Genomic DNA, 20718 nt, shown 5'->3' with positions numbered 1-20718 from the left:
ATTATTTAAACCTTTTCATCTTTTTTAAAAATCACTATCGTAAAGTCATCTCTTAACTCAAAGTTTTGCATTTGTTCGAGCTCTTTAAAAACCGAATCCACCATTTGCTGGGCAGTGTTGTCCTTAACTTTACTAAGAAGAGATTCGATTAAAAATTCATCTATAAATCCTTCTTCAGTTCGTACTTCAGTAACTCCATCCGTCATCATTGCAATGAAATCTCCCTCTTCTAAAACAACAGAGTTTTCTTCATAGATGACGTTCTTTTTCACGCCAAGAAGCAGCCCTTTCGCGTCCAGTTTGATGAATATACCTTTCGACGCCTTATAAAGAAGTGCAGGTTCATGACCTGCAGAGGAGTATAAAAACACAGAATTTCTAGCATCGTATTTCCCGTAAAACATCGAAATAAACATTGAATCGTCAACACTTTTTTCAACAATACGATTCACTACGTCAAGAACATTGTGCGGACAGGATTCACCGTTATGCAAACTATCCATTCCGAATTTTATCATCGACATACAAAGAGCTGCCGGAATACCTTTTCCAATCACATCTGCTACTGCGACACTTGCAAAATTTTCTTTTTCATCCATAAAGTAAATATAATCGCCACTTATTTTTTCCGCAGGGACCGATAAGAGTCCAATATCCAAACCTTTAATGTTCGGGATTTTTGTTTTCAGCAATGTATCTTGAACTTTTGCCGCTATCGTAAGTTCTGTCTCGTGTTCTTCTTGTTTCTTTAGAAGACTTTGATGCTCTTTTAGGGCAAGCCCGTAATGAATCATCATCTCTATTAAAAAATCAAACGAGTGCGGAACTTCAGTGGGCAAGTTTGCAACCATTTCCTCAACTGCAGTTTTATGAATACTAATAAGATCTTCTGGAGAGATTTCTTTTTCGATAAATTGCTTACTAAAATTTTGCCCTGCATACAAATCTACTTCACTTTGATTTGTGATGTATTTTTTTAGTATTTTTTTATATTGTTCTCCTACTTCACGAGGCACACCAGTTCAACTCCCTACCTAACCCATTTTGTAATTGTAATGGTTGTCCCTACACCCACTTCTGTTTCTAAACTAAATGCGTCCATGAGTCTTCTTACACCTGGCATACCTGCACCAAGACCACCAGAAGTTGTAAAACCATCTTCCATTACCTTTCGGACATCAGGGATTCCAGGACCATTGTCTCGAGCTATAATGACCAGTCCTTGTACACCGTTTTCAGAAACTTGTTCAATTTCAATTCTACCTGTCCCGGCATATAGATAAATGTTACGAGCCAACTCACTTATCGCCGTCGTTATTCGAGCCTGATCAACGATTCCAAAACCAATTTTCTTTGCTTCGTTTCTACCTAGCTGACGTGCTGCAACGATATCCCATTCCGTATATATATCTACAGAAGACCCTTGGTTCATAATCAGTCCTCCAATTCTTTGTTCAGTTTATCCAATCCGTTTTCAAGATCAAGTGCTGTTAACACATTTTCCAAACGTATCCCAAGTTCAATAAGTGTTATCGCAACAGCAGGTTGGATTCCAGTAATAACTACTTTAGCTCCCATTAAGCCTGACATACTGATGACGTCACCTATCACTTTAGCAATGAATGAATCTATAAAATCGATAGGGGTAAGGTCGATTACAACACCAATCGCAGTAGTTTCATGCATTTTATTGAGTAAATCTTCCTGAAATTGCAATGCTGTCTTGTCATCAAGCTCCCACTGAATTGAAACAATTAGAGTGTTATGAAGTTTTAATATCGGAATGCGCATATTCTTCATTATTCCACCTCCACTATTTTACGGTTTGTATATTCTAATGCCTGTTTCATTCCTCTTCTCAGTGTACTTGTAGTTGTAAATTCATTTAAATTGATACCTAATGTCACGATTGTTTGTGCAATTTCAGGTCGAATTCCAACAAGCATACATTTCGCACCGACGAGTCGCACTGCATCTGCCGCTTGAATGATATGATGAGCAACCATAGTGTCGACGATAGGAACTCCTGTAATATCCAAAAGAACAACTTCCGCACGATGCTTAACTACACCTTCCAGTAAATTTTCCATGATTAACTTTGCACGTTCGGTGTCAATCGTACCAACAAGAGGCATCACAGATATTTTGTCAAAAACCGGTATTAAAGATGCTGACAGTTCCTGCAATGCGGTTTTCTGTATGCTTACGGTACGTTCCCATTCAATGGCATAAGCTTCAATGATACTCTCCCTGAGTGGTGATATCCATTCATCAAAAGTCAGTATACTTGTTCTCGCTTCTAATTCACTCAGAACACCATGTTCATCCATAATTTCATAAGCAACTCTAGAGAAACTATCAATTGCTTTATTCACAAATTTAATAGACCAACCGAAACGCACAACTTTTTCCGTAAAATCATTTAATTGTTCTGCATCAATTATTTCTGATTTTTTAATATTAGAAGTCATTAATTCCGCAAATTCTCTACTTGTACTTTCAATAAGTTCTGTAGACATAAAGAGGAAAAACCTTTCGCCCTTCCCTTCTTTCATTCGCGCTTGCCATCTAACAATAATTTCATCCATATTTTCACGAATGCATTCTTCCATTTTTCTATTCAAAATTACGCCTCCTAATTAATAGACCCTAACTATACTGTATAGAGTCATTATAGCAAAACGTAGCTACAATCACATCATAATTATAAAATTGAAAAAACACTACAGAATTTACCTGTAGTGTTCCTTAATATGTATGCTCAGAATTTGACGAGCCCGAAACTCACTTCAAGAGCTTCATCAACTTGCTCCATCAAAAATTCGTCTAGGTGTGTAATTTTATCTGTTAGCCTCGACTTGTCGATGGTGCGGACCTGTTCAAGCAGGATGACTGAATCCCGCTCGAAATGGTATCGTTCCGCATCTATTTCAACATGTGTTGGCAATTTCGCTTTTTGTATTTGTGCAGTAATAGCTGCTATAATGACAGTCGGACTAAACCGGTTTCCAATATCGTTTTGGATAACTAAAACTGGTCTCGTGCCCCCCTGTTCAGAACCTACTACTGGTGACAGATCTGCAAAAAAGACGTCTCCACGTTTTATTGCCAAATTTTCATCCTCCACTTACGAGACGTTCCATCGTATGTTGAGCTTCAAACTCCAAATGCATGCATTCCTTGGCGATTTTCAGGTTAATTTGCGACATCTCGACGTAACCTTTCATCATTTCCGCCCTAATTGTCTCAGGTTTATAATCAGTTACATATCGTGTTGTCGAAATATATACGAAGTCACCGCGTTCTAGCTCCTGATGGACGACCGTATGTTCATTTTCGTTCAGCATCCGTTTTGGAATCTTAACAATAACTTCACGCATGTTTTTATTGACTTTCAACGTCAGCACCTCCAACAAACCAGATCCCGTATTTCATTACATCTCCATCTTACCACTCCAGCGCCACAAAGAGAAGACATGGAATGAATTATTATGACAAGATTCTGCAAGAATACGAGGTTTTTTGTCGAAAATGCATATAATGTAGGTTACCCACTCAGTTCTAGAGATATACTCTCGGAACTCGCTTTGCAATAGATACAGTTATTTCATATGGGATAGTGTCCAGTTTTTCTGCCCATTCTTCCATCGTAACTTCCTCCGTACCTTGATGCCCAATAAAAACCACTTGTTCACCAATAGGCATATTCCCCGGAAGTTTCACCATACACTGATCCATACAAATCGTACCTACAATCGGCACCCGTTTACCTCCAATTAACACTTCTTGGCCTTTCAGACCACGTCGTAAACCATCCGCATAGCCTATCGGAATCGTTCCAATCCATTCTTCACCCGTCGTTATATACGTCCCACCGTAACTAATTGCACTTCCTTTCGAAAGCAATTTAACATAGGCAAGTTCACTATGCAGTTCAAGCGACCTTTCTAAATTAAACGGCAACTTTTCACCTACATATTTCGATGGCGCCATTCCGTAAAGACTGATTCCAAAACGAATTGCATCCAGCGCGTACTGAGGGTAAAGAAGTGTTGCTGCAGAATTTGATGCATGAACGAGGCGTGGTTTTTCAGGTAAAGTGTTTACTAAATCCATAAACATCTTATACTGAAGTTCAGTTACCACTGAAGACTCCTCATCTGCACATGAAAAGTGAGTAAAGATTCCATCCAACGCAATTTGTTGTGATGACGAGACAACAGCCACTAGCGAGTGAAGTGTCTCCACATCCCTAAGACCAATTCTACCCATTCCACTGTCTATTTTTACATGAACCTTTAAAGTTTGGGCAAAACATTTATTTTCATGCAAAACCTCTTGTATCCACCCTACGTCAGAAACTGTAACTGTGATGGATAACTCTGCCGCTTTTTTCGCGAATGAAACAGGAGAAGGCCCCATGACGAGAATGTCCCCGCTAATGCCCGCCATTCGGAGCCTTACCGCCTCATCCGGTGTCGCAACAGACACCATCATTGCACCAGCTTCAAGTGCAGCGAGTGCTACTTCAACTTCACCGTGACCGTAACCATCCGCCTTAACCACCGCAATAATTGATGTCTTACTTCCAAGATAGCTATTCAAGTTTTTAACATTATTTCTAATCGCCTCGAGGTTGACGACCACTTTTGTCGGACGATAATTATCTAACTTTTGCATTTTAGCCCTCTTTTAACAGTAGTACATCCATTATCAAGGATTCGTCCATTAAACGTCAACTATAGTTATTTCATTTCCCCTGGAGACATAGATGCCGCTACTTCTATTAACTCGTCTTTAGTTAAATTTTCAGAGGCAATAAAAAATGAAATACCCCCGCTTTCCCAACGAATCGATCTATCTGTAACTGCAGCTACTGTAAATCCTAGATCTACAGGATCGCCCTCAATAGAAACAGGCATTTCATTGTCAGGCCTCTTTGCGGGCTCTTGTACAATAATAAAATCCTTGTCACCACCGTAGGTCATAAATGAGCGAGTTCCATTTTCAGTTTGTACACTTTCTTCAACTTGAAGTTTAACTCCTTCTCCCCAGTTTACAGTAGGATAGTAGGTAATAAACCCAGTTTCTTCATTTTTATTATCAGTTTCTTCTTCTGACTCAGTTGTCTTGTCTTCCATGTCCACTGCATAATCTGAAGCTTTCCGTTCAGTACCAAGTGTGATCTTTTTAAAAGTGATTCGGATTTTCTCTTCTTTATTCTCATCAAGAATTGAGACCGAACTTGGTAGAAGGGTTTTCTTATCAATATGGATAAGTTGGCTAGGCAAAACTTTTTTATGGTTGTTCGTTGTTGCCGTTTCAAAAGTATACATATTATCTTTTTCAGTCATAATCGCATTACTGTCCGCCTTGATGTCATCAGACAGAGCTCCTATTAAATACGCCTGGCTATTCTGCGCGGGCCAGTCACTCTGAAACTTATACGTCTTACCAAGAGAAGGTGTTACAACAAAAACGCCTTCATCATTTCGAACAATCATTTGAGAATCTTCTTTACCATCTTGAGTTACATGAACACGATAATAATCCTCTTTCGTGTGCCATACTTCAACGTTGTACATTCTCGGTTCTGAGCCGGTCTTTATTTCCATCGTGGCAAGCAGCTCATACCCTTTCGTATCATTCCACTTACCACTAAGCTTCTTTACAACATCCTCTTTAGATGGTGACCCACATGCCGCGACGGTAATCATTACTACAACAAGCAATAAAGCTACTATTCGGATACGCATTTAGTTCATCCTTTCTCATTTCAATCGGGTAAATCATCTTATGAGGAAGGAGTGACGTTTATGCGAGTAAGATTACTTGTGCAGCAGCAACATTTTTTGTGTGGGTAATGGAAATAAAACCGGAAACCGAATTTCCTTTAAAATAGAGTTCAGGTTTCCCATTCGTATCTGGTAAAATATTAATATCCGCAAAGTTGCACGCGGCACCAATTCCTGTACCTTTCGCTTTTGCAAACGCCTCTTTTCCTGCAAAGCGACCTGCAAGAAATTCAATTCGGCGATGCCCTTTCAGCGAGTCGTAAATTCTAGTCTCTTCTATCGTTAATATACGTCCACGGAACTTCATAGATTCTGCATCAATTTTTGAAATCCGATCGAGTTCAACTATATCTAAACCAATTCCTGTAATCATCATTGCTCTCCTTTCCACTTTGACACGAATGTATGTATAATAGACAAACAGATGAGGTGAAAGAATGTTTATACGTAGAGAAAGCTTTTCCCAATACATCCGACTTTATCCGATTGTAACTTTCTTACTAGCTGCGAACATTATTATTTTCATATTAACGATGTTGCCGTTTATTGGACCTGCCATTTATGGTGCAGGAATGGGAGTTAATGCATACATCGCTGCTGGTGAATGGTGGCGGTTCTTTACACCAATGTTCCTCCATGCCGGGTTTATGCATCTATTATTCAACATGTTTTTCCTTTTCGTTTTCGGCCCTGAACTCGAAAAACTAGCTGGCAAAACTCGGTTCTTAACAATTTACTTACTATCAGGGATTTTTGGTAATGTGGCAGTTTTCTTTTTAAAGGACTTAGGATACGCACATGTCGGTGCAAGTGGTGCAATTTATGGTATTCTCGGTGCATTTGGTGCATTGGTTTACTACACCAAAAAGATGTTACCCGAACTACGCCAAGTAATTCTTCCGATTATCGCAATTGGTGTTGTAATGACATTCTTACAAGACAATATTAACGTAACTGCACACATCGTCGGTCTAATCGTCGGATTTCTAATTGGTTTGAGTTATTTCCATCCCAAAAACATCGCCAGTTGGAAAAGAAAAAAGGTAAGGTAACAAATCAGATTTTTTATCAATCAAAGTATGAGAAAGATTTTATCCTGCTATAACTGAATTTGTTATTTTCTACAGGACTGTCCAGAAAGTCAGTGAAAACTGATTTTCTGGACAGTCTTATATATATATCAGTTTCCAAGTCCCACGTTGCTTTCCGTTCCAGGCGGACGCGTTCCACGGGGCGGGCGTTGAGCCTCCTCGGTCGCTATCGCTCCACTGCGGGGTCTCAACTGTCCCGCTTAATCCCGCTGGAGTCGCCGCCTTGCACTCCAAGCAAATAAGATTGCACATTAAAATAGAATTAAATATATAGAAATTGTTTCTCTCATGTTTTAAGCTTGTTCTCATATAATTCCTCTATAATACCAATCTCTAAACGGTGGCCGAATTGTGGTAGTGTTTACATTGATCTTATATTCACCACTTTTCCAGCTGATTGGAGTGCAGACCGGCGACTCCAATGGGATTAGCGTGACTTGCGAGACCCCGCAGGAGCGCGCTTTTCGCGACGAGGAGGCTCACAGCACGCCCCATGGAACGCGTCCGGTCGGAACGGAAATCAGCGGGCAGTAGTTTTTTCACCAACGCCAAAAACTGCATAACCACAAATCATCCCAAATCTTCCTTATTGGATGGTTCGTACCAAGACAAGATACGTTCTGCTTCGGCTTCATCCATATGACTCACCTGAGCGTTGAACATCGTTGCTCCTGATTTTATTCGGGCTGACAACGTTGCGACACTCTTTTTTTTATGAAAATAATTCTGCTTCATTTCCATCGACTGTATTCGCTTCTTCAACAAATAAGTCGTTTGCAAGCTAAGTCCTCTAAACTGCATTGTTAACTGATTTCCCGAGATGTCATACGCCGCTGAACGGTGCTGCCATAATCCGAATAAGACAAACACTGGTACCAGCAGAAGTGATAAAAGACCGTATGGAAAGAAAAAGTAGGTCAATGCCCCAATTACAGGAATCATCCAAAGGAAATCTATTCGGTAATAATATCTCTTTCCGCGAGAGGGTAGTTTATTGGTCGGCTTTTCGATTATTAGATCAGGAAATACTTCTTTTAAAGGACCGTCTATCTCGGATTTTTTCACAAGAGGAAACAAGTTGATCTTAGCCCCTTCTCCAAGTCCACCTCCGGCATTATCAATTACCACGGATGCATAACCAAAGAGTTGTCTAAATGGATTTTCAATAATCCGTACACCTTGCACACGGTTTAGTGGAACAGTCGCTCTTTTTTTCTCTATTAACCCTCTAGTAATCACAAGATCTTCTTTTTCAATCGTAACCGAAAAATTATAATACGATAGATACGTCATTGCCACGGATATCCCCCAGACAACTAAAAAGCCGATGAAAACTGCAATTACGATGAGTAAAGTGCCGAACTTCACAAAACCAGCAAGTTCTTTATACATTGTTTCATATGGGATAAATTCACTAAATTGAACGATGAATATGAGTACCCCAGACAAGATAAGGCCTATTCCACCGGATGTAGTTGCTAAAAGCAGTAAGTTTTTCATCGACATATTAAACACTGGTTTCGAAATCGGTGCGACTTCTCCTTGAATATCCTCTTGAAATTCTCCTTCATTAAGAACAACCGAAGTTTTCCTTCTTTTCGCTTCTGCCATTTTAGCTTCAATTACACTTGCCGCTTCTTTTGTAATTGCCGTTAGTTCAGCCTCCGACTTAAGAGACGACGTATTACCAGCTGTCTCTACTTTCACCTTGACAAGTTTCAACGGACGATGCAAAATGCCTTCCGTATAATCAAGACTCTGTATGCGATCAAATGGTATATAGCGTTTCTTTTTTACAAATAAACCATATTCAATTCGAAGTTCATCATCCTCAAACCAATAGACAAAACGCTTCCACTTAATAACTCCCGTAACTAAAAAAACGATAATGAGTACGCCGAAAATGATGAAAGTAAGGTAATCCAAATACCATTTCCCAGAATCCATATTTTCTTTAAATCCATTCGCAAATAGTAAAATAATTAAAGGGAATATCATATCCTTTAACGTCTTCAGTACCTCTATAATCGCTGTGATCCAGTGTAATTTATAACGAGTATTAGATGTATTAGACATCGTCTTCCGCCACCCTTGCAAGTGCAGATATTCGACTTCGAAGTTCGTCTGCTTCGTCTGTAACAAGCGCTGGAATTGTATGATTTGTAGCCGCTGTCGAAATCGTAATTCCCGCCAAATTGTATTTACGAAGTATTGGTCCTTGAGAAGTATCTACATGCTGAACACGCACCATTGGTATTAACGTCCTTTTAACAATAAAGAGACCATGTTGCAATTCAATTTCAGATTCACGCACTTCATAACGCCAACGCATCCACCTGATCTTCGGAAATAAAAATATAAATAAGTACGCATACAAAACGACTATGATTGCCGGGACTATGTATAACCACCAGTTCCCCTCAAATATGTACGCCAACACACCGATACCAATTGCTAATAACAACACAATTAGCGTTTGCATAATTCCATATAATCTCCAAACACGTAATCCTTTTACAGAGATTTGATTAGCGGGTTGCTCCCTCATTAGAACACCTCTTTTCTTATTATTCTATACGTATTGAACAACTAAACGTTTCAATTCTTTCATATTAACATTTTATATGTATGAAAATGCAGAAAAAAGAATACTTCCCATAAAAAAAAGCCAAGAATGCCGAGGCAGTTCTTGACTTTTTATATTTTAAATTATTCTGGTTTGCGTGAACGACTAGCGCCTCTGCTACCACCAGCACTGCTTCCGCCGCCTTCGCGACCTCGGCGTGATCCGCCACGAGCAGGTGATGATGATGACGATGATCCGCCACCGGTACGACTTCCGCCGCGTCCGCCAGTAGATGGACGACCGCCGCCTGAGCCACGATTACCTTTGTAACCGCCACGACCGCCTCCGCCGCCACCAGATCTTCTTGATGGTAAAGGACGTTCTTCTGAAAGTGAAATTGGAGTATCACTTGGTTCGCGCGTCATGTTTTTAAGAGCTGCCGCAACGATATCCGTAGCGTCATACTTTTTCAACATTTCAGCTGCAAGTTGTGTGTAATCATTTAGTCCGTTTTTATCAACTATTTCAGAAAGTTGCTCAACAGCTAAACGTTGTTGTCCAATAAGTGCCTCATCCGAAGATGGTGGAATAAGAGGTGTCATACGTTTTTTCGTTGTATCTTCAACGATGCGTAAGTATCCTAATTCTCTTGGAGTAACAAAAGTAACTGCTACACCACTTTTTCCTGCACGGCCTGTACGTCCAACACGGTGAACATAGCTTTCTGGGTCTTGAGGAATATCAAAGTTGTAAACGTGTGTAACTCCTGAAATATCCAAACCACGTGCCGCAACATCCGTTGCAACTAGAATGTCAATTTTACCTTCTTTAAATTGACGAAGAACAGACATACGCTTCGCTTGTGTTAAGTCGCCGTGAATTCCCTCAGCTGTATAACCGCGAATTGTAAGTGCATGTGAAACTTCATCCACACGACGTTTTGTCCGACCAAATACAATTGCAAGATCTGGTTGTTGAACATTCAAAATACGTGTTAGAACATCAAACTTCTCACGTTCTTGTGCTTTCACGAAATATTGATCGATATTTTCAACAGTCATAGCTTTAGACTGGATTTTAACAATTTCTGGGTTTTTCATGAATGTTTCTGCAATTTTACGGATTGGACCCGGCATTGTAGCAGAGAACAGAAGTGTTTGACGGCTATCCGGAACACTTGACATAATTGTGTTAATGTCTTCGATGAATCCCATATTCAACATTTCATCAGCTTCATCAAGTACTAGTGTTTGAACACCTTCAAGCTTCAATGTTTTACGCTTAATGTGGTCAAGTAGACGACCTGGAGTACCAACGACAATTTGTGGATTATTGCGTAATGCGCGAATTTGACGACCAATTTCTTGTCCGCCGTAAACCGCTAATACTTTTGCACGTTTGTCATTACCAATTCTATATATTTCTTCTGAAACTTGAATTGCTAACTCACGTGTAGGGGCAATAACAAGTGCTTGTACTGCCGGATTACTTGTATCAATCTTTTCAATGATTGGTATACCAAAAGCTGTTGTTTTACCTGTTCCTGTTTGTGCTTGTCCGATAATATCTTTGCCTTCCATTCCAAACTTAACTGTACCTTCTTGGATTGGTGTAGCTTCTTCAAATCCCATACGGGCTAAAGAACGTTGTATTGATTCACTGATTGGTAGTTCTGAAAACTTAGTCAAAATTTTTCAATCTCCTTTTTCCTCATTTGACAATTGGTTACATTTGCAAATGAAAGCGCGGCAAATTCGAGCCATGAAAGGGAACGTTTCCGATATTTTGCATTCTCTAAAAGTAGAGGTTATGGGTGAAAAGGAAAGCCCGGTTTTTGCCGAGCGGTTCGATCGATGAACAATCGTCCAAATTAGTATAATCAAACCGTTTTATTCAAAAAAAAGTACTCTTCTATTTTTGAAGAGTCCCGTGAAATGTATCCAATGCTTTTAATATTGTAACACGGATATTCGTTCCCTGCAATTATTATGCTTTAGTATTATTAATTTCTCGTTCGTTTACTGTCCATCTATTCCTTTTTTATGAATTCCAAGACCTTTGCAAACCATTCCTCGCTGTCATCGCTATAGCAAATATGGTGTTTTCCATGATCCGATGTGATTAACTCTTTTTCCGATGAACCTAAAACTTTAAAGAGATGGGCAGCTGTAGAAAATGGTACAATACCGTCTTTTGCACCTTGGACAATACAGACCGGCGCTGTAATGAGGCCATAATACGGTTCAACCATCTTAACAATCCGTAAAAACTCAATAGTTGCTTGCGGTGGTGTGTTTGTTAATTTATAAGCATACAAATGGTAAAACGTGTTTGGCGAATAGTTTTTTGTTATAGATTCTTTCAATATTATTCCCATATCACCAAGAAGATTGCGCGGACTTATGTATTTGGCCGCTGCACTTAACAAAACCAACTTGGCGACAGGGTAGCGAAGGGAAAGGTACATCGCAATAAGTCCACCCATCGAAAATCCGACCACAACAACGCGGTCGACTTCCGATTGTAACTTCCTCATTGCGAGTTCTGCTTCCATCATCCATGATTCAGCAGTTGCTCTCCCCAAGCTTAATGTAATGCCATGACCGGGTAATGTCGGCACTGCGATTTCCCAATCTGTTTCTCGTTTCATGAAATTCACAAATGGCTGAACTTCAAAGGGTGCGCCTGTAAAACCGTGAATAAATAACACGCCGGTTCTCATATGTTATCCACATTCCCCATCATTATTCCAAGCATATTTTCAAGCTCCAACCCGCGCGAACCTTTAAGCAATACAATGGATTTTTCATCCGTAAATTTATGGATAACGTCCGTAATTGGCTCGAAATCATCACTCGACCAAACAAGTTTCATTTTTGCGTCGCGTTTTTGCAGTTCATTATATAAAGACTCCATAAGCGGTCCGTATAACAAAACACCTTCAAGATTCATCGCTATCAATTTACCTGCAAATGATTCGTGATATTTTTGTTCGTTTTCCCCAAGTTCAAGCATATCTCCGAGAATTACCCACTTCTTACTTCGCAACTCTGTTTCATTCATGAAGTCTAGTGCTGCACTTAAAGAAGTTGGCGCGGAATTATAGGCATCATTTATGAAAAGAACGCCGCTTTCTGAAAGCAGTGGCTGCATTCGCATATCTGTAAGCGTCGCTTTGCTTAACGCTTTTTGAATATCCTCTACACTCAATCCTATTTGATCTGCCAATAAAATTGCCGCTAATGTATTTTTCACTTGATGTGAACCATATACCGGAATCATAAATTCGTCTTCAAGGATACCTACCGTCGTAAATAAACTTCCATTTTCAACCGATTGAACCGATTGATAAGACAATGCATTTTGATCATCCTTACCGAACGAAAAGAGGTCAATGCCGGTTGTTTGACTAACGAAATCTTTTAAAAGGACTTCATCTCCATCGTAGAACAGCTTTCCTCCCGGGATAAGTCCATCTACAATTTCAAACTTAGCCTTTGCAATTCCTTCACGTGAACCAAGATCTTGTAAATGTGCCTCACCGATGTTCGTAATGACGACATAATGAGGTCTTGCTAGTTTTGATAGAAATGAAATTTCACCGAAGTTACTCATCCCCATTTCGAGGACTGCAAATTCTGTATCTTCGTCTAATGAAAGTATTGTGAGCGGCAATCCAAGTTCATTGTTATAATTGCCGACGGTTTTCCGAACATTATAGTAAGGAGACAGTACACTCGCAATAAGATCTTTTGTCGATGTTTTTCCATTTGAGCCTGTAATTCCAATCACTTTACAATCTAGTAAACCTCTGTAAGTACGAGCTATTTCTTGTAATGCAAATTCAGGATCATCCACAAAAATTAAAGGCAGTTGTTCTGGTGGATTTGGTTCGTCTATCATCCATAGTGATGCGACAGCACCTTTTTCAATCGCTTGTTTTACGTATTTATGACCATTCACTTGTTCTCCACGGAACGGAATGAATAAGTCGCCTTCCTTTACCGTACGGGAATCAATTGAAGCGCCCTGTACGATAATACCGTCCATTTGTTGTCCATTAGCTTGTATCCAAGCCGCGATGTCCGTTAACTTTTGTTTCATTCTAGATCACACTCAATCCATTGTATATTGTATTTGCTGTTTTTCTGCATGTCGTTCCAATGCAAGCTCAATGAGTTCATCAATGAGTTCCGGATACGTAACACCTGTTTTCTGCCATAAAAGCGGGAACATACTCGTTGGTGTAAACCCTGGCATTGTATTCACTTCATTTATTAGTACTTCATCATTTGCGCCTACGAAAAAGTCTGACCTTACAAGTCCTGAACAATCCAACACTTTATAAGCTTTAATAGACATTTCCACCATCTTTTTTCTTACTTCTTCAGGCACTTTTGCCGGAATCACAAGAACTGTATTTCCATCGCTATACTTTGCTTCGTAATCGTAAAACTCAGTCACTGGCTTAATTTCACCTGCAACCGAACATTTCGGATGGTCATTACCCATTACGCCCATTTCAATTTCCCGCGCTGTAATGCCTTGCTCAACGATAATTCTACGGTCAAATTTAAGTGCCAATTCAATAGCTTTGGTTAAACTTTTTTCATCCACGGCTTTGCTAATGCCCACACTTGAACCAAGATTAGCCGGCTTTACGAACATTGGATATTCTAATTCCTTCTCCATTTGTTCAATGAGTTGGGCACTATTCGCATTCCACTCGCTGCGAATGAAATGAACGTACGCCACTTGACTCAGTCCAGCTTGTGCAAATAATTGTTTCATAACTACTTTATCCATTCCTGCCGATGATGCAAGAACTCCGTTTCCAACATAAGGAAGATTCATCACTTCCAAAAGACCCTGAACCGTTCCATCCTCACCATTTGTTCCGTGTAAAAGTGGGAAAACTACATCCAAGGCACCTGAACTTCCATTCAAAAAGTCGTGAATGCTATCTGGTTTATGAGTACCGTCACCTTTAAGACGAAGATCTTCAATATTCTCAATCGGACGTTCAAGTGACTGACCTTTTCTCCACTCCCCGTCGTATGTAATATAGACTGGGATGACTTCAAAACGATCAAAATCAACTGCCTGAGTAACCGCTCTTGCAGTCGATAAAGACACTTCATGTTCTGCTGACTTACCTCCATATATTAAACCCAACCGCTTTTTCATAATTTCCCCTCACTATCCATTATATTTTCAAGTACTTCAGTTTACCACGTGACAACCATTTACATGAATGAATACACGAAAAATAAATACTATGGCGCATATATAATAGCAACTTCTCCATAGGCAAGCACGTCTATGTTACGATATAATAAGTACTTATTGAAGATATCTACATATTAAATAAAAGGTGATTAGACTATTATGAAACTCCCAAATAAACCTGCTGACCGCTTCGATTGGACACTCGCTTTCATTCTATTACTATTTTGCATTATTAGCCTGTTCGCTATTGCATCCGGACAAACTTCTGACCAATACGGTACGAACTTTGTCATTAAACAACTTCGGTGGTATGGCGTAAGTATTTTCATCATTGCATTTACAATGTATTTCGAACCCGATCATTATAAAAAAATGGCTTGGTATTTATACGGTTTCGGTATTTTCCTTCTAGTCTTCCTATACTTCGCTCCAGGTGGAGAAGGTCAAATTGGTGAAATATCAAACAACGTAAAAAGATGGCTTAACTTACCTTATATAGGGAAAATTCAACCATCCGAATTCATTAAGACCTTCTTCATTCTTGGTATGGCAAGATTGGTTAGTAAGCATCACGAAAAATTTGAAATTAAGACGTTAAAAACAGATTTTGTTCTGCTTGGAAAAATTATGCTAGTGCTTATTGTACCGCTTGGTTTTATTGCAGAGCAACCAGATCTCGGAACTTCTATCGTCCTGATTGCAATAACAGCAGCCATCATTCTCGTTGCTGGAATTTCTTGGAGAATCATTCTGCCGTTGTTCTTCAGCGGTGCTGCAGTTGGAGCAACCTTGCTCTGGGCAGCGGTGTATGCACAAGACTTCATGCAAAACAAACTTGGATTTGACCCTTATCAATTTAAACGAATTTATTCTTGGCTGGATCCTTATTCCTATCCATCGAATGAGGGTTTGCATTTAATCACCTCACTTACAGCAATTGGTTCGGGCGGTATGACAGGCAAAGGTTTTCACGGTCGAGAAGTGTATGTACCTGAAAACCATACGGACTTTATTTTCAGCGTAATTGGTGAAGAATATGGCTTCATCGGTTCTAGTATTGTCATCAGCCTGTATTTCATCCTAATTTATCATTTAACGAAAGTCGCACTTGAACTGAAGGATCCCTTTAGTATGTATGTCTGTACTGGTGTCATCGCGATGATTACATTTCACGTATTCGAAAACATCGGAATGACGATTCAACTGCTTCCTATCACAGGTATTCCACTTCCGTTTATAAGTTACGGGGGAAGTTCCCTTATGAGTAATATGCTGGCCATCGGACTCATTTTCAGCATGAAATTCCACCACCGAACGTACATGTTTGGCGAAGACGACAACTAGTCTCAAAAGCGGAAGCACCTGTTCAGCCCCGACAGGCATAAGACAGTTCGCTGAAGTGGCGTACTTCAGACACATCAGAGAAATGGCTTATGACCCGAGGGGCTAGGGGCTGGAACATAAAAAGTCTCGAGCGTAAATGCGCTCGAGACTTTTTATTTATTTTATGATTGTAGATGCGGGTCATGTAAAGGCGGGGCAAGTGCTTTCAGCATTTCTAGACGTGACTTCGTCAATGTAGCCGAAACACCTAACTTCGCCAAGTTAGAGATGATGCTTTTCAAATCCACTTCTTTAGCCATCTTTTACACCTCGACCTTTCCTAAATCTTAAAAGGGAATTTAATAGTTGATAGTAGTTATACTTTTATTGATTGAACATGTAACATTTCTTATACTTTCTACTATACCACCTTTATCACGTTTCAAATCTTACATTTATGTTACAATATCGCCACCACATTTTCTTTTTATACAATTAAGCTGAAACCAACACCTCGTACATACCTCTGCAAGAGCATTCAGTTGCGTTTCAGACACGATGAACGTACTGCTTTCGCAAAGGGTGAAACGGAGAGATAAAGTTGGATGAAGTCGATTTTCCATATAGGGAATCGATTTTTTGGGTAGACGTTGCGAGGTTTTCGGATTACATTGCGAGGTTTATTGGTAGCATTGTGAGGTTTTGCATAAACGTTGCGAGGTTTCGTTGACGTTGCGAAGTTTTCGACTTATGTTGAGAAGTTTATTGAAAACGTTGTGAAGTTTGTCGTAAACGTTGCGAGGTTTTCACAATGCGTACGTCAAACTTTTATATTTTGTAGATTGTGGGTAAGAATAGTATTATGGAAACAGTACCAGTTTTTGAAAGTAGGTGTGATTGTGAAAAAAGTGATACTTCTTCTAATGTCGGTGCAATTTTTTGTATATCTAGGTTTCGGCATTGTTATACCCATTCTTCCAGAAGTCATACTAGAACAAGGTTTTTCAAAAGTTCACGTTGGTGGACTTTTAACTGTATATGCACTTTCTTCGTTTTTCACGGCACCGCTTTGGGGAGTTTTGTCTGATCGGACTGGTAGAAAAAAACTCATTCTCATCGGTCTTATCGGCTTTAGTCTCAGCTTCTTCCTTTTTGCTTTATTCATTGGAAATCTTCCGTTACTTTATGTATCACGGGTCGTTGGAGGCGTCTTTTCAGGTGCACTCTATACTGCGGTAACCGGGTTTGTTGCGGATATGACAGATGAAGAAAATCGCAACAAGTATATGGGGTTACTCGGTATGTCGATTGGTCTCGGCTTTATTTTCGGACCTGCAATCGGAGGCGTTTTAGGAGATTACAATCTTCAACTTCCATACTTGACGTCTGGTGTGTTGACCCTACTCCTTCTTTTATATGCGAGTATTATTTTGAAAGAACCTGAACGCCGTAATGAAGGAAACAAACGTGCCATCATTCCAAAAGGTGCTTCTACATTATGGAAGTACCGGATTCGTTATTTATTTATTTTTTCATTTATGGTGACCTTTCTTCTTGCAGGGCTTGAAGCTACATTCCAACTTTTCCAAATCGATCGAATTGAAATTACGCCTCTTCAGCTTGGTTATTTATTCATGGCGAGTGGTTTTGTCGATGCGGCCATTCAGGGTGGGGTCGTTCGTCGTGTAAAAAACGGAACAGAAACTAAATGGATTATCGGCGCACAGATTGTCACAGCAATCGGACTTCTACTCATTCCGTTTACCACAAGTCTTTTTTGGGCAGGTGTTGCACTTAGTGTTTTCACAGGTGGAAACGCGCTAGCTCGAACCGTCCTCGTTTCATTAACAACAAAAGAGTCCGGTGGAAAATACGGAACGGCTGCTGGGATGGCATACTCCATGGATAATATGGGACGCATTATCGGGCCTTTACTGTTTACATGGATTTTCACGCAAGAAGCTGGCAATATGTATTTCTTATCTGCGATTCTTGCGGTGTTATCGATTGGCTTGATAATTGCGTTTAGGAAATCCACAAAATCTTTGCGAACTGTTGAAATAGATTCTGATTAAGATTTCATAGTTCTATTCACTAAAAAATCCGCATCTCTATATATGAGATGCAGATTTTTCATGCCGAAATACTAGAACCAACTCTATTACTCTGTCGCTATTAAAATAGCGTTCGTTCGTGAATTCACACCAAGTTTTCTATAAACATTTGACAAATAAACACGAACAGTACCTTCTGAAAGACCTAATTGACTCGCAATTTCACTATTCGAAGCACCTTCTGCCAATAATTGAAGGATTTCACGTTCACGCGGGCTAAGTGTATCAATCACTTGATCGGCCTGACTATCAACTACAAATTGTTCGATATAAACAAGAGGTATATAACCCCAATGTTCGTAGGTGCCCTTCCGATGTACTTTCAAGTATTTTTTCAGCAAAGGCTCGAGGCCTACTTCATCAAGAAACGTTCTTTTATAATTATAAAGTTCACCTAGTTTCAATGCTCCGTGCAATGTCGCCAACGCTGCACCTTCGTTTAGTAACCTCATTTGACAAATCGCCTCAAGCATTCCAGCCTCTATAATTGTTAACGTTTGCCTTTCCTGAAGCGCTTTCTCCTTTATTCGCATCGTTATTTTTAACGCTTCTTCTACCTCTCCTTTCGCTAACAATAGCCGTACATACACCAACAGCCAGAGTTCTTGTTCCGACTTCGCTTCAAGGCGATTCAGTCCCGTCGATTTCGAAAGTTCCCATTCAGCCTGAGATATATCACCTTCAAGTAAACAACAATGCGCCTTCATCGCACGCAGCTGATTAGTCCAATGTCTCTCTTTCATAGTTTTCATTGCATAATCCAGAGTCCTATGCGCTTCCACAAATTGTTTTTTCATCGCATAAATACGACTTTTCAAGATGTACATCGGAATATATAAACCTGGATCTTGAAAACGATGACCATACTGAAGTGCAACCTCAAGTTCAATTAACGCTTCATCTATAGAATCATGTTCATATAATGTTTCCGCTTGCACACCATACCCATACCCCGTCATATTTTGTTCTTTAAATTCAGATTTACGAAACAATTCGAGAAAAGGCAGGACTACATCCCTCGGCCAAAGCTTGCCCCTCACTCCTATAGTCGTTCTTAATGTACGGGCTTCAAGCTGATTGTATTGCATTGGGATATGGTCCCACCTTGAACTTACACGCCCTGTAATTAATTGCGTGCTAATAAGCGCTTTCGCTTGTTCAATATCTCCACCGCTTGCGAATATGACAAATGCTTTAGCAGTCGCAAAAATACTAGCCATCCCGCGATACTCATCTTTGTCCATCCAATTTTCTACTTCATCTCTTTGCTCTAACTCATCAATAAGCCGTCTTGCTTCCTCTACTTCATAGATATTGGACAAAGCAATCACATACATGACCAACGTTTCTATATTTACGGCAAAATTATTATCCCGCAGAACTTTTACCCAACGAATGAATGTTGCTGTTTGTCCTAATGTAAAAATCTCAATTAAATAGGTAGTCATCCACTTATCCGCAACATCCCACAACTGTCCTCTAAATGTAAGTTCAATCGCGGAAATAAAATCGCCTTGTTCGATTAAAATCCTAGACACTTCTTCATGAAATGAAGCGATTTGTTTTTGTGAATACCGAAGTCGCATTTCTATTCTCAAAGCATCTTCGAATAAATGATGGTAGCGAAAAACAGGTTCGCTCGAATGTAAGCGAACGATGAATAATCCCTTCCGCTCAAGTTCCAATAATACAGAATAACTATCTGTTCGATTTGTAAGAGCATCACAAATCGCAGGTTCTAACTGTTTCAATATCGAAGTGCGTACAAGAAAATCTTGTACGGCTGGCGAAAGAGATGCTAGTATTTCTTGCAGCAGGAAATCCTTTATGAACGGAAACTTACTATCAAATTGAGCAACACCCCATTTATCCGGTGCAGACATCCCACCTGAGAGACCTACCAACTGAAGACCAGCTGCCCAACCTTCTGTCATTTGCAACACACGTTGAAGTGATTCAGTATCTTCATAACTAAATCTACGCTTCCTATACAAATGTTCCGTTTCTTCGTACGTAAAGCGTAACTGGTCCACACCGATTTCAGTAAGCGATTCTTGAACACGCCACTTTGCCAAAGGGAGTGGTAATTCCGTTCGACTGACCAAAAACAAGTAAATGTTATCCGGTAAATAATCGATAAATCGTGCCATCATTGTATGAATTACGGGGCTTTCTATTAAATGATAGTCATCGAAAACAATAAGAATCTCACGCGGAATCATCGCAATATCGTTCGAGAAAGAATCGATTAACAATTCCAACGGAGACTGTGAATGAAATTGAGGATTCACCAATGAATCTATGTTTTCTGTAACCACGTTCGAGACAGCACGAATAACATATGTCCAAAAACGAAGTGGATCATTGTCATTGGCATCTATGGACAACCAAGCAGCCAAACCATCAAACTCATTCATTGACTGACTTAAAAGCGTTGTCTTACCATAACCTGCCGGCGCTCGAACAATCGTCAATTTCCTAAGATTATGATATTGGAGCGTGTCAACTAAACGCGGTCGTCCTACTACTTCTAATGTAGCGCGAGGTGCAGTTATTTTCGAATGTAACCAAACGATAAGAATCACACTTCTTTCAACATT

General features: G+C 39.8%; 20 protein-coding genes. 3 read left to right on the top strand and 17 right to left on the bottom strand.

Annotation, left to right across the window (positions count from 1 at the left end; all coding sequences use genetic code 11):
* Positions 1-5 precede the first annotated feature (5 nt).
* The 9 genes from ACFSFY_RS06495 to acpS all read right to left on the bottom strand — a co-directional run bounded on the left by ACFSFY_RS06495 (position 6) and on the right by acpS (position 6168).
* Positions 6-1016 carry a PP2C family protein-serine/threonine phosphatase gene (locus tag ACFSFY_RS06495; RefSeq protein WP_381536404.1) on the bottom strand — a complete coding sequence of 337 codons (1011 nt, stop codon included), beginning with the start codon at positions 1014-1016 and terminating at the stop codon, positions 6-8.
* 14 nt (positions 1017-1030) lie between these two features.
* Complete coding sequence (locus tag ACFSFY_RS06490; RefSeq protein ID WP_381536402.1) at positions 1031-1432, bottom strand: anti-sigma regulatory factor; 402 nt, start codon at positions 1430-1432, stop codon at positions 1031-1033.
* Between the two features lie 2 nt (positions 1433-1434).
* Complete coding sequence (locus ACFSFY_RS06485; RefSeq protein WP_381536400.1) at positions 1435-1800, bottom strand: STAS domain-containing protein; 366 nt, start codon at positions 1798-1800, stop codon at positions 1435-1437.
* Positions 1800-2624, bottom strand: a complete 825-nt coding sequence (locus tag ACFSFY_RS06480) for an STAS domain-containing protein (protein WP_381536398.1) — start codon at positions 2622-2624, stop codon at positions 1800-1802. The genes ACFSFY_RS06485 and ACFSFY_RS06480 overlap by 1 nt, the downstream gene beginning before the upstream one ends.
* Positions 2625-2761: 137 nt before the next feature.
* A complete protein-coding gene (locus ACFSFY_RS06475) occupies positions 2762-3112 on the bottom strand; it encodes a type II toxin-antitoxin system PemK/MazF family toxin (protein ID WP_381536396.1) in 351 nt (116 codons plus the stop codon).
* 4 nt (positions 3113-3116) lie between these two features.
* Positions 3117-3407: a transcriptional regulator gene (locus ACFSFY_RS06470; protein WP_381536426.1), complete on the bottom strand. Its 291-nt coding sequence runs from the start codon at positions 3405-3407 to the stop codon at positions 3117-3119.
* A 154-nt stretch (positions 3408-3561) separates the two neighbouring features.
* A complete protein-coding gene (alr, locus tag ACFSFY_RS06465; protein ID WP_381536394.1) occupies positions 3562-4680 on the bottom strand; it encodes an alanine racemase in 1119 nt (372 codons plus the stop codon).
* Between the two features lie 65 nt (positions 4681-4745).
* Positions 4746-5756: a LolA family protein gene (locus ACFSFY_RS06460; protein WP_381536392.1), complete on the bottom strand. Its 1011-nt coding sequence runs from the start codon at positions 5754-5756 to the stop codon at positions 4746-4748.
* 58 nt (positions 5757-5814) lie between these two features.
* Positions 5815-6168 (bottom strand): holo-ACP synthase, encoded by a 354-nt coding sequence (gene acpS, locus ACFSFY_RS06455; RefSeq protein WP_381536390.1) that lies wholly within the window; start codon positions 6166-6168, stop codon positions 5815-5817.
* Between the two features lie 64 nt (positions 6169-6232).
* Between acpS and ACFSFY_RS06450 the strand changes: the two genes are divergently transcribed.
* Positions 6233-6847 carry a rhomboid family intramembrane serine protease gene (locus tag ACFSFY_RS06450; RefSeq protein ID WP_381536388.1) on the top strand — a complete coding sequence of 205 codons (615 nt, stop codon included), beginning with the start codon at positions 6233-6235 and terminating at the stop codon, positions 6845-6847.
* Positions 6848-7456: 609 nt separating this feature from the next.
* Here the strand turns inward: ACFSFY_RS06450 and ACFSFY_RS06445 are convergent.
* The 6 genes from ACFSFY_RS06445 to ACFSFY_RS06420 all read right to left on the bottom strand — a co-directional run bounded on the left by ACFSFY_RS06445 (position 7457) and on the right by ACFSFY_RS06420 (position 14639).
* On the bottom strand, positions 7457-8962 hold the full coding sequence (locus tag ACFSFY_RS06445) for a PH domain-containing protein (protein WP_381536386.1): 1506 nt from the start codon (positions 8960-8962) through the stop codon (positions 7457-7459).
* Positions 8955-9434 (bottom strand): PH domain-containing protein, encoded by a 480-nt coding sequence (locus ACFSFY_RS06440; RefSeq protein ID WP_381536384.1) that lies wholly within the window; start codon positions 9432-9434, stop codon positions 8955-8957. The genes ACFSFY_RS06445 and ACFSFY_RS06440 overlap by 8 nt, the downstream gene beginning before the upstream one ends.
* Before the next feature lie 161 nt (positions 9435-9595).
* Complete coding sequence (gene cshA, locus ACFSFY_RS06435) at positions 9596-11140, bottom strand: degradosome RNA helicase CshA (protein ID WP_381536382.1); 1545 nt, start codon at positions 11138-11140, stop codon at positions 9596-9598.
* A 341-nt stretch (positions 11141-11481) separates the two neighbouring features.
* Positions 11482-12174 (bottom strand): alpha/beta hydrolase, encoded by a 693-nt coding sequence (locus ACFSFY_RS06430; RefSeq protein WP_381536380.1) that lies wholly within the window; start codon positions 12172-12174, stop codon positions 11482-11484.
* A complete protein-coding gene (locus ACFSFY_RS06425) occupies positions 12171-13556 on the bottom strand; it encodes a UDP-N-acetylmuramoyl-tripeptide--D-alanyl-D-alanine ligase (protein ID WP_381536378.1) in 1386 nt (461 codons plus the stop codon). The genes ACFSFY_RS06430 and ACFSFY_RS06425 overlap by 4 nt, the downstream gene beginning before the upstream one ends.
* A 12-nt stretch (positions 13557-13568) precedes the next feature.
* A complete protein-coding gene (locus ACFSFY_RS06420; RefSeq protein WP_381536376.1) occupies positions 13569-14639 on the bottom strand; it encodes a D-alanine--D-alanine ligase in 1071 nt (356 codons plus the stop codon).
* 201 nt (positions 14640-14840) lie between these two features.
* Between ACFSFY_RS06420 and ACFSFY_RS06415 the strand changes: the two genes are divergently transcribed.
* On the top strand, positions 14841-16025 hold the full coding sequence (locus ACFSFY_RS06415) for an FtsW/RodA/SpoVE family cell cycle protein (protein WP_381536374.1): 1185 nt from the start codon (positions 14841-14843) through the stop codon (positions 16023-16025).
* 161 nt (positions 16026-16186) lie between these two features.
* Here ACFSFY_RS06415 and ACFSFY_RS06410 read toward each other — a convergent pair whose 3' ends face one another.
* Entirely contained in the window at positions 16187-16324 is a 138-nt protein-coding gene (locus ACFSFY_RS06410) for an Lmo0850 family protein (RefSeq protein ID WP_381536372.1), read from the bottom strand.
* A gap of 579 nt (positions 16325-16903) precedes the next feature.
* On the opposite strand from ACFSFY_RS06410, the gene ACFSFY_RS06405 reads away from it, so the two are divergent.
* A complete protein-coding gene (locus tag ACFSFY_RS06405) occupies positions 16904-18079 on the top strand; it encodes an MFS transporter (RefSeq protein ID WP_381536370.1) in 1176 nt (391 codons plus the stop codon).
* Between the two features lie 86 nt (positions 18080-18165).
* On the opposite strand, the gene ACFSFY_RS06400 is transcribed toward ACFSFY_RS06405, so the two are convergent.
* Positions 18166-20703 carry a winged helix-turn-helix domain-containing protein gene (locus ACFSFY_RS06400; RefSeq protein WP_381536368.1) on the bottom strand — a complete coding sequence of 846 codons (2538 nt, stop codon included), beginning with the start codon at positions 20701-20703 and terminating at the stop codon, positions 18166-18168.
* Between the last annotated feature and the right edge of the window lie 15 nt (positions 20704-20718).

The organism is Sporosarcina siberiensis (genome assembly GCF_042681925.1).
Lineage (GTDB): Bacteria > Bacillota > Bacilli > Bacillales_A > Planococcaceae > Sporosarcina > Sporosarcina siberiensis.
This window is presented reverse-complemented; position numbering and strand designations above follow the sequence as displayed.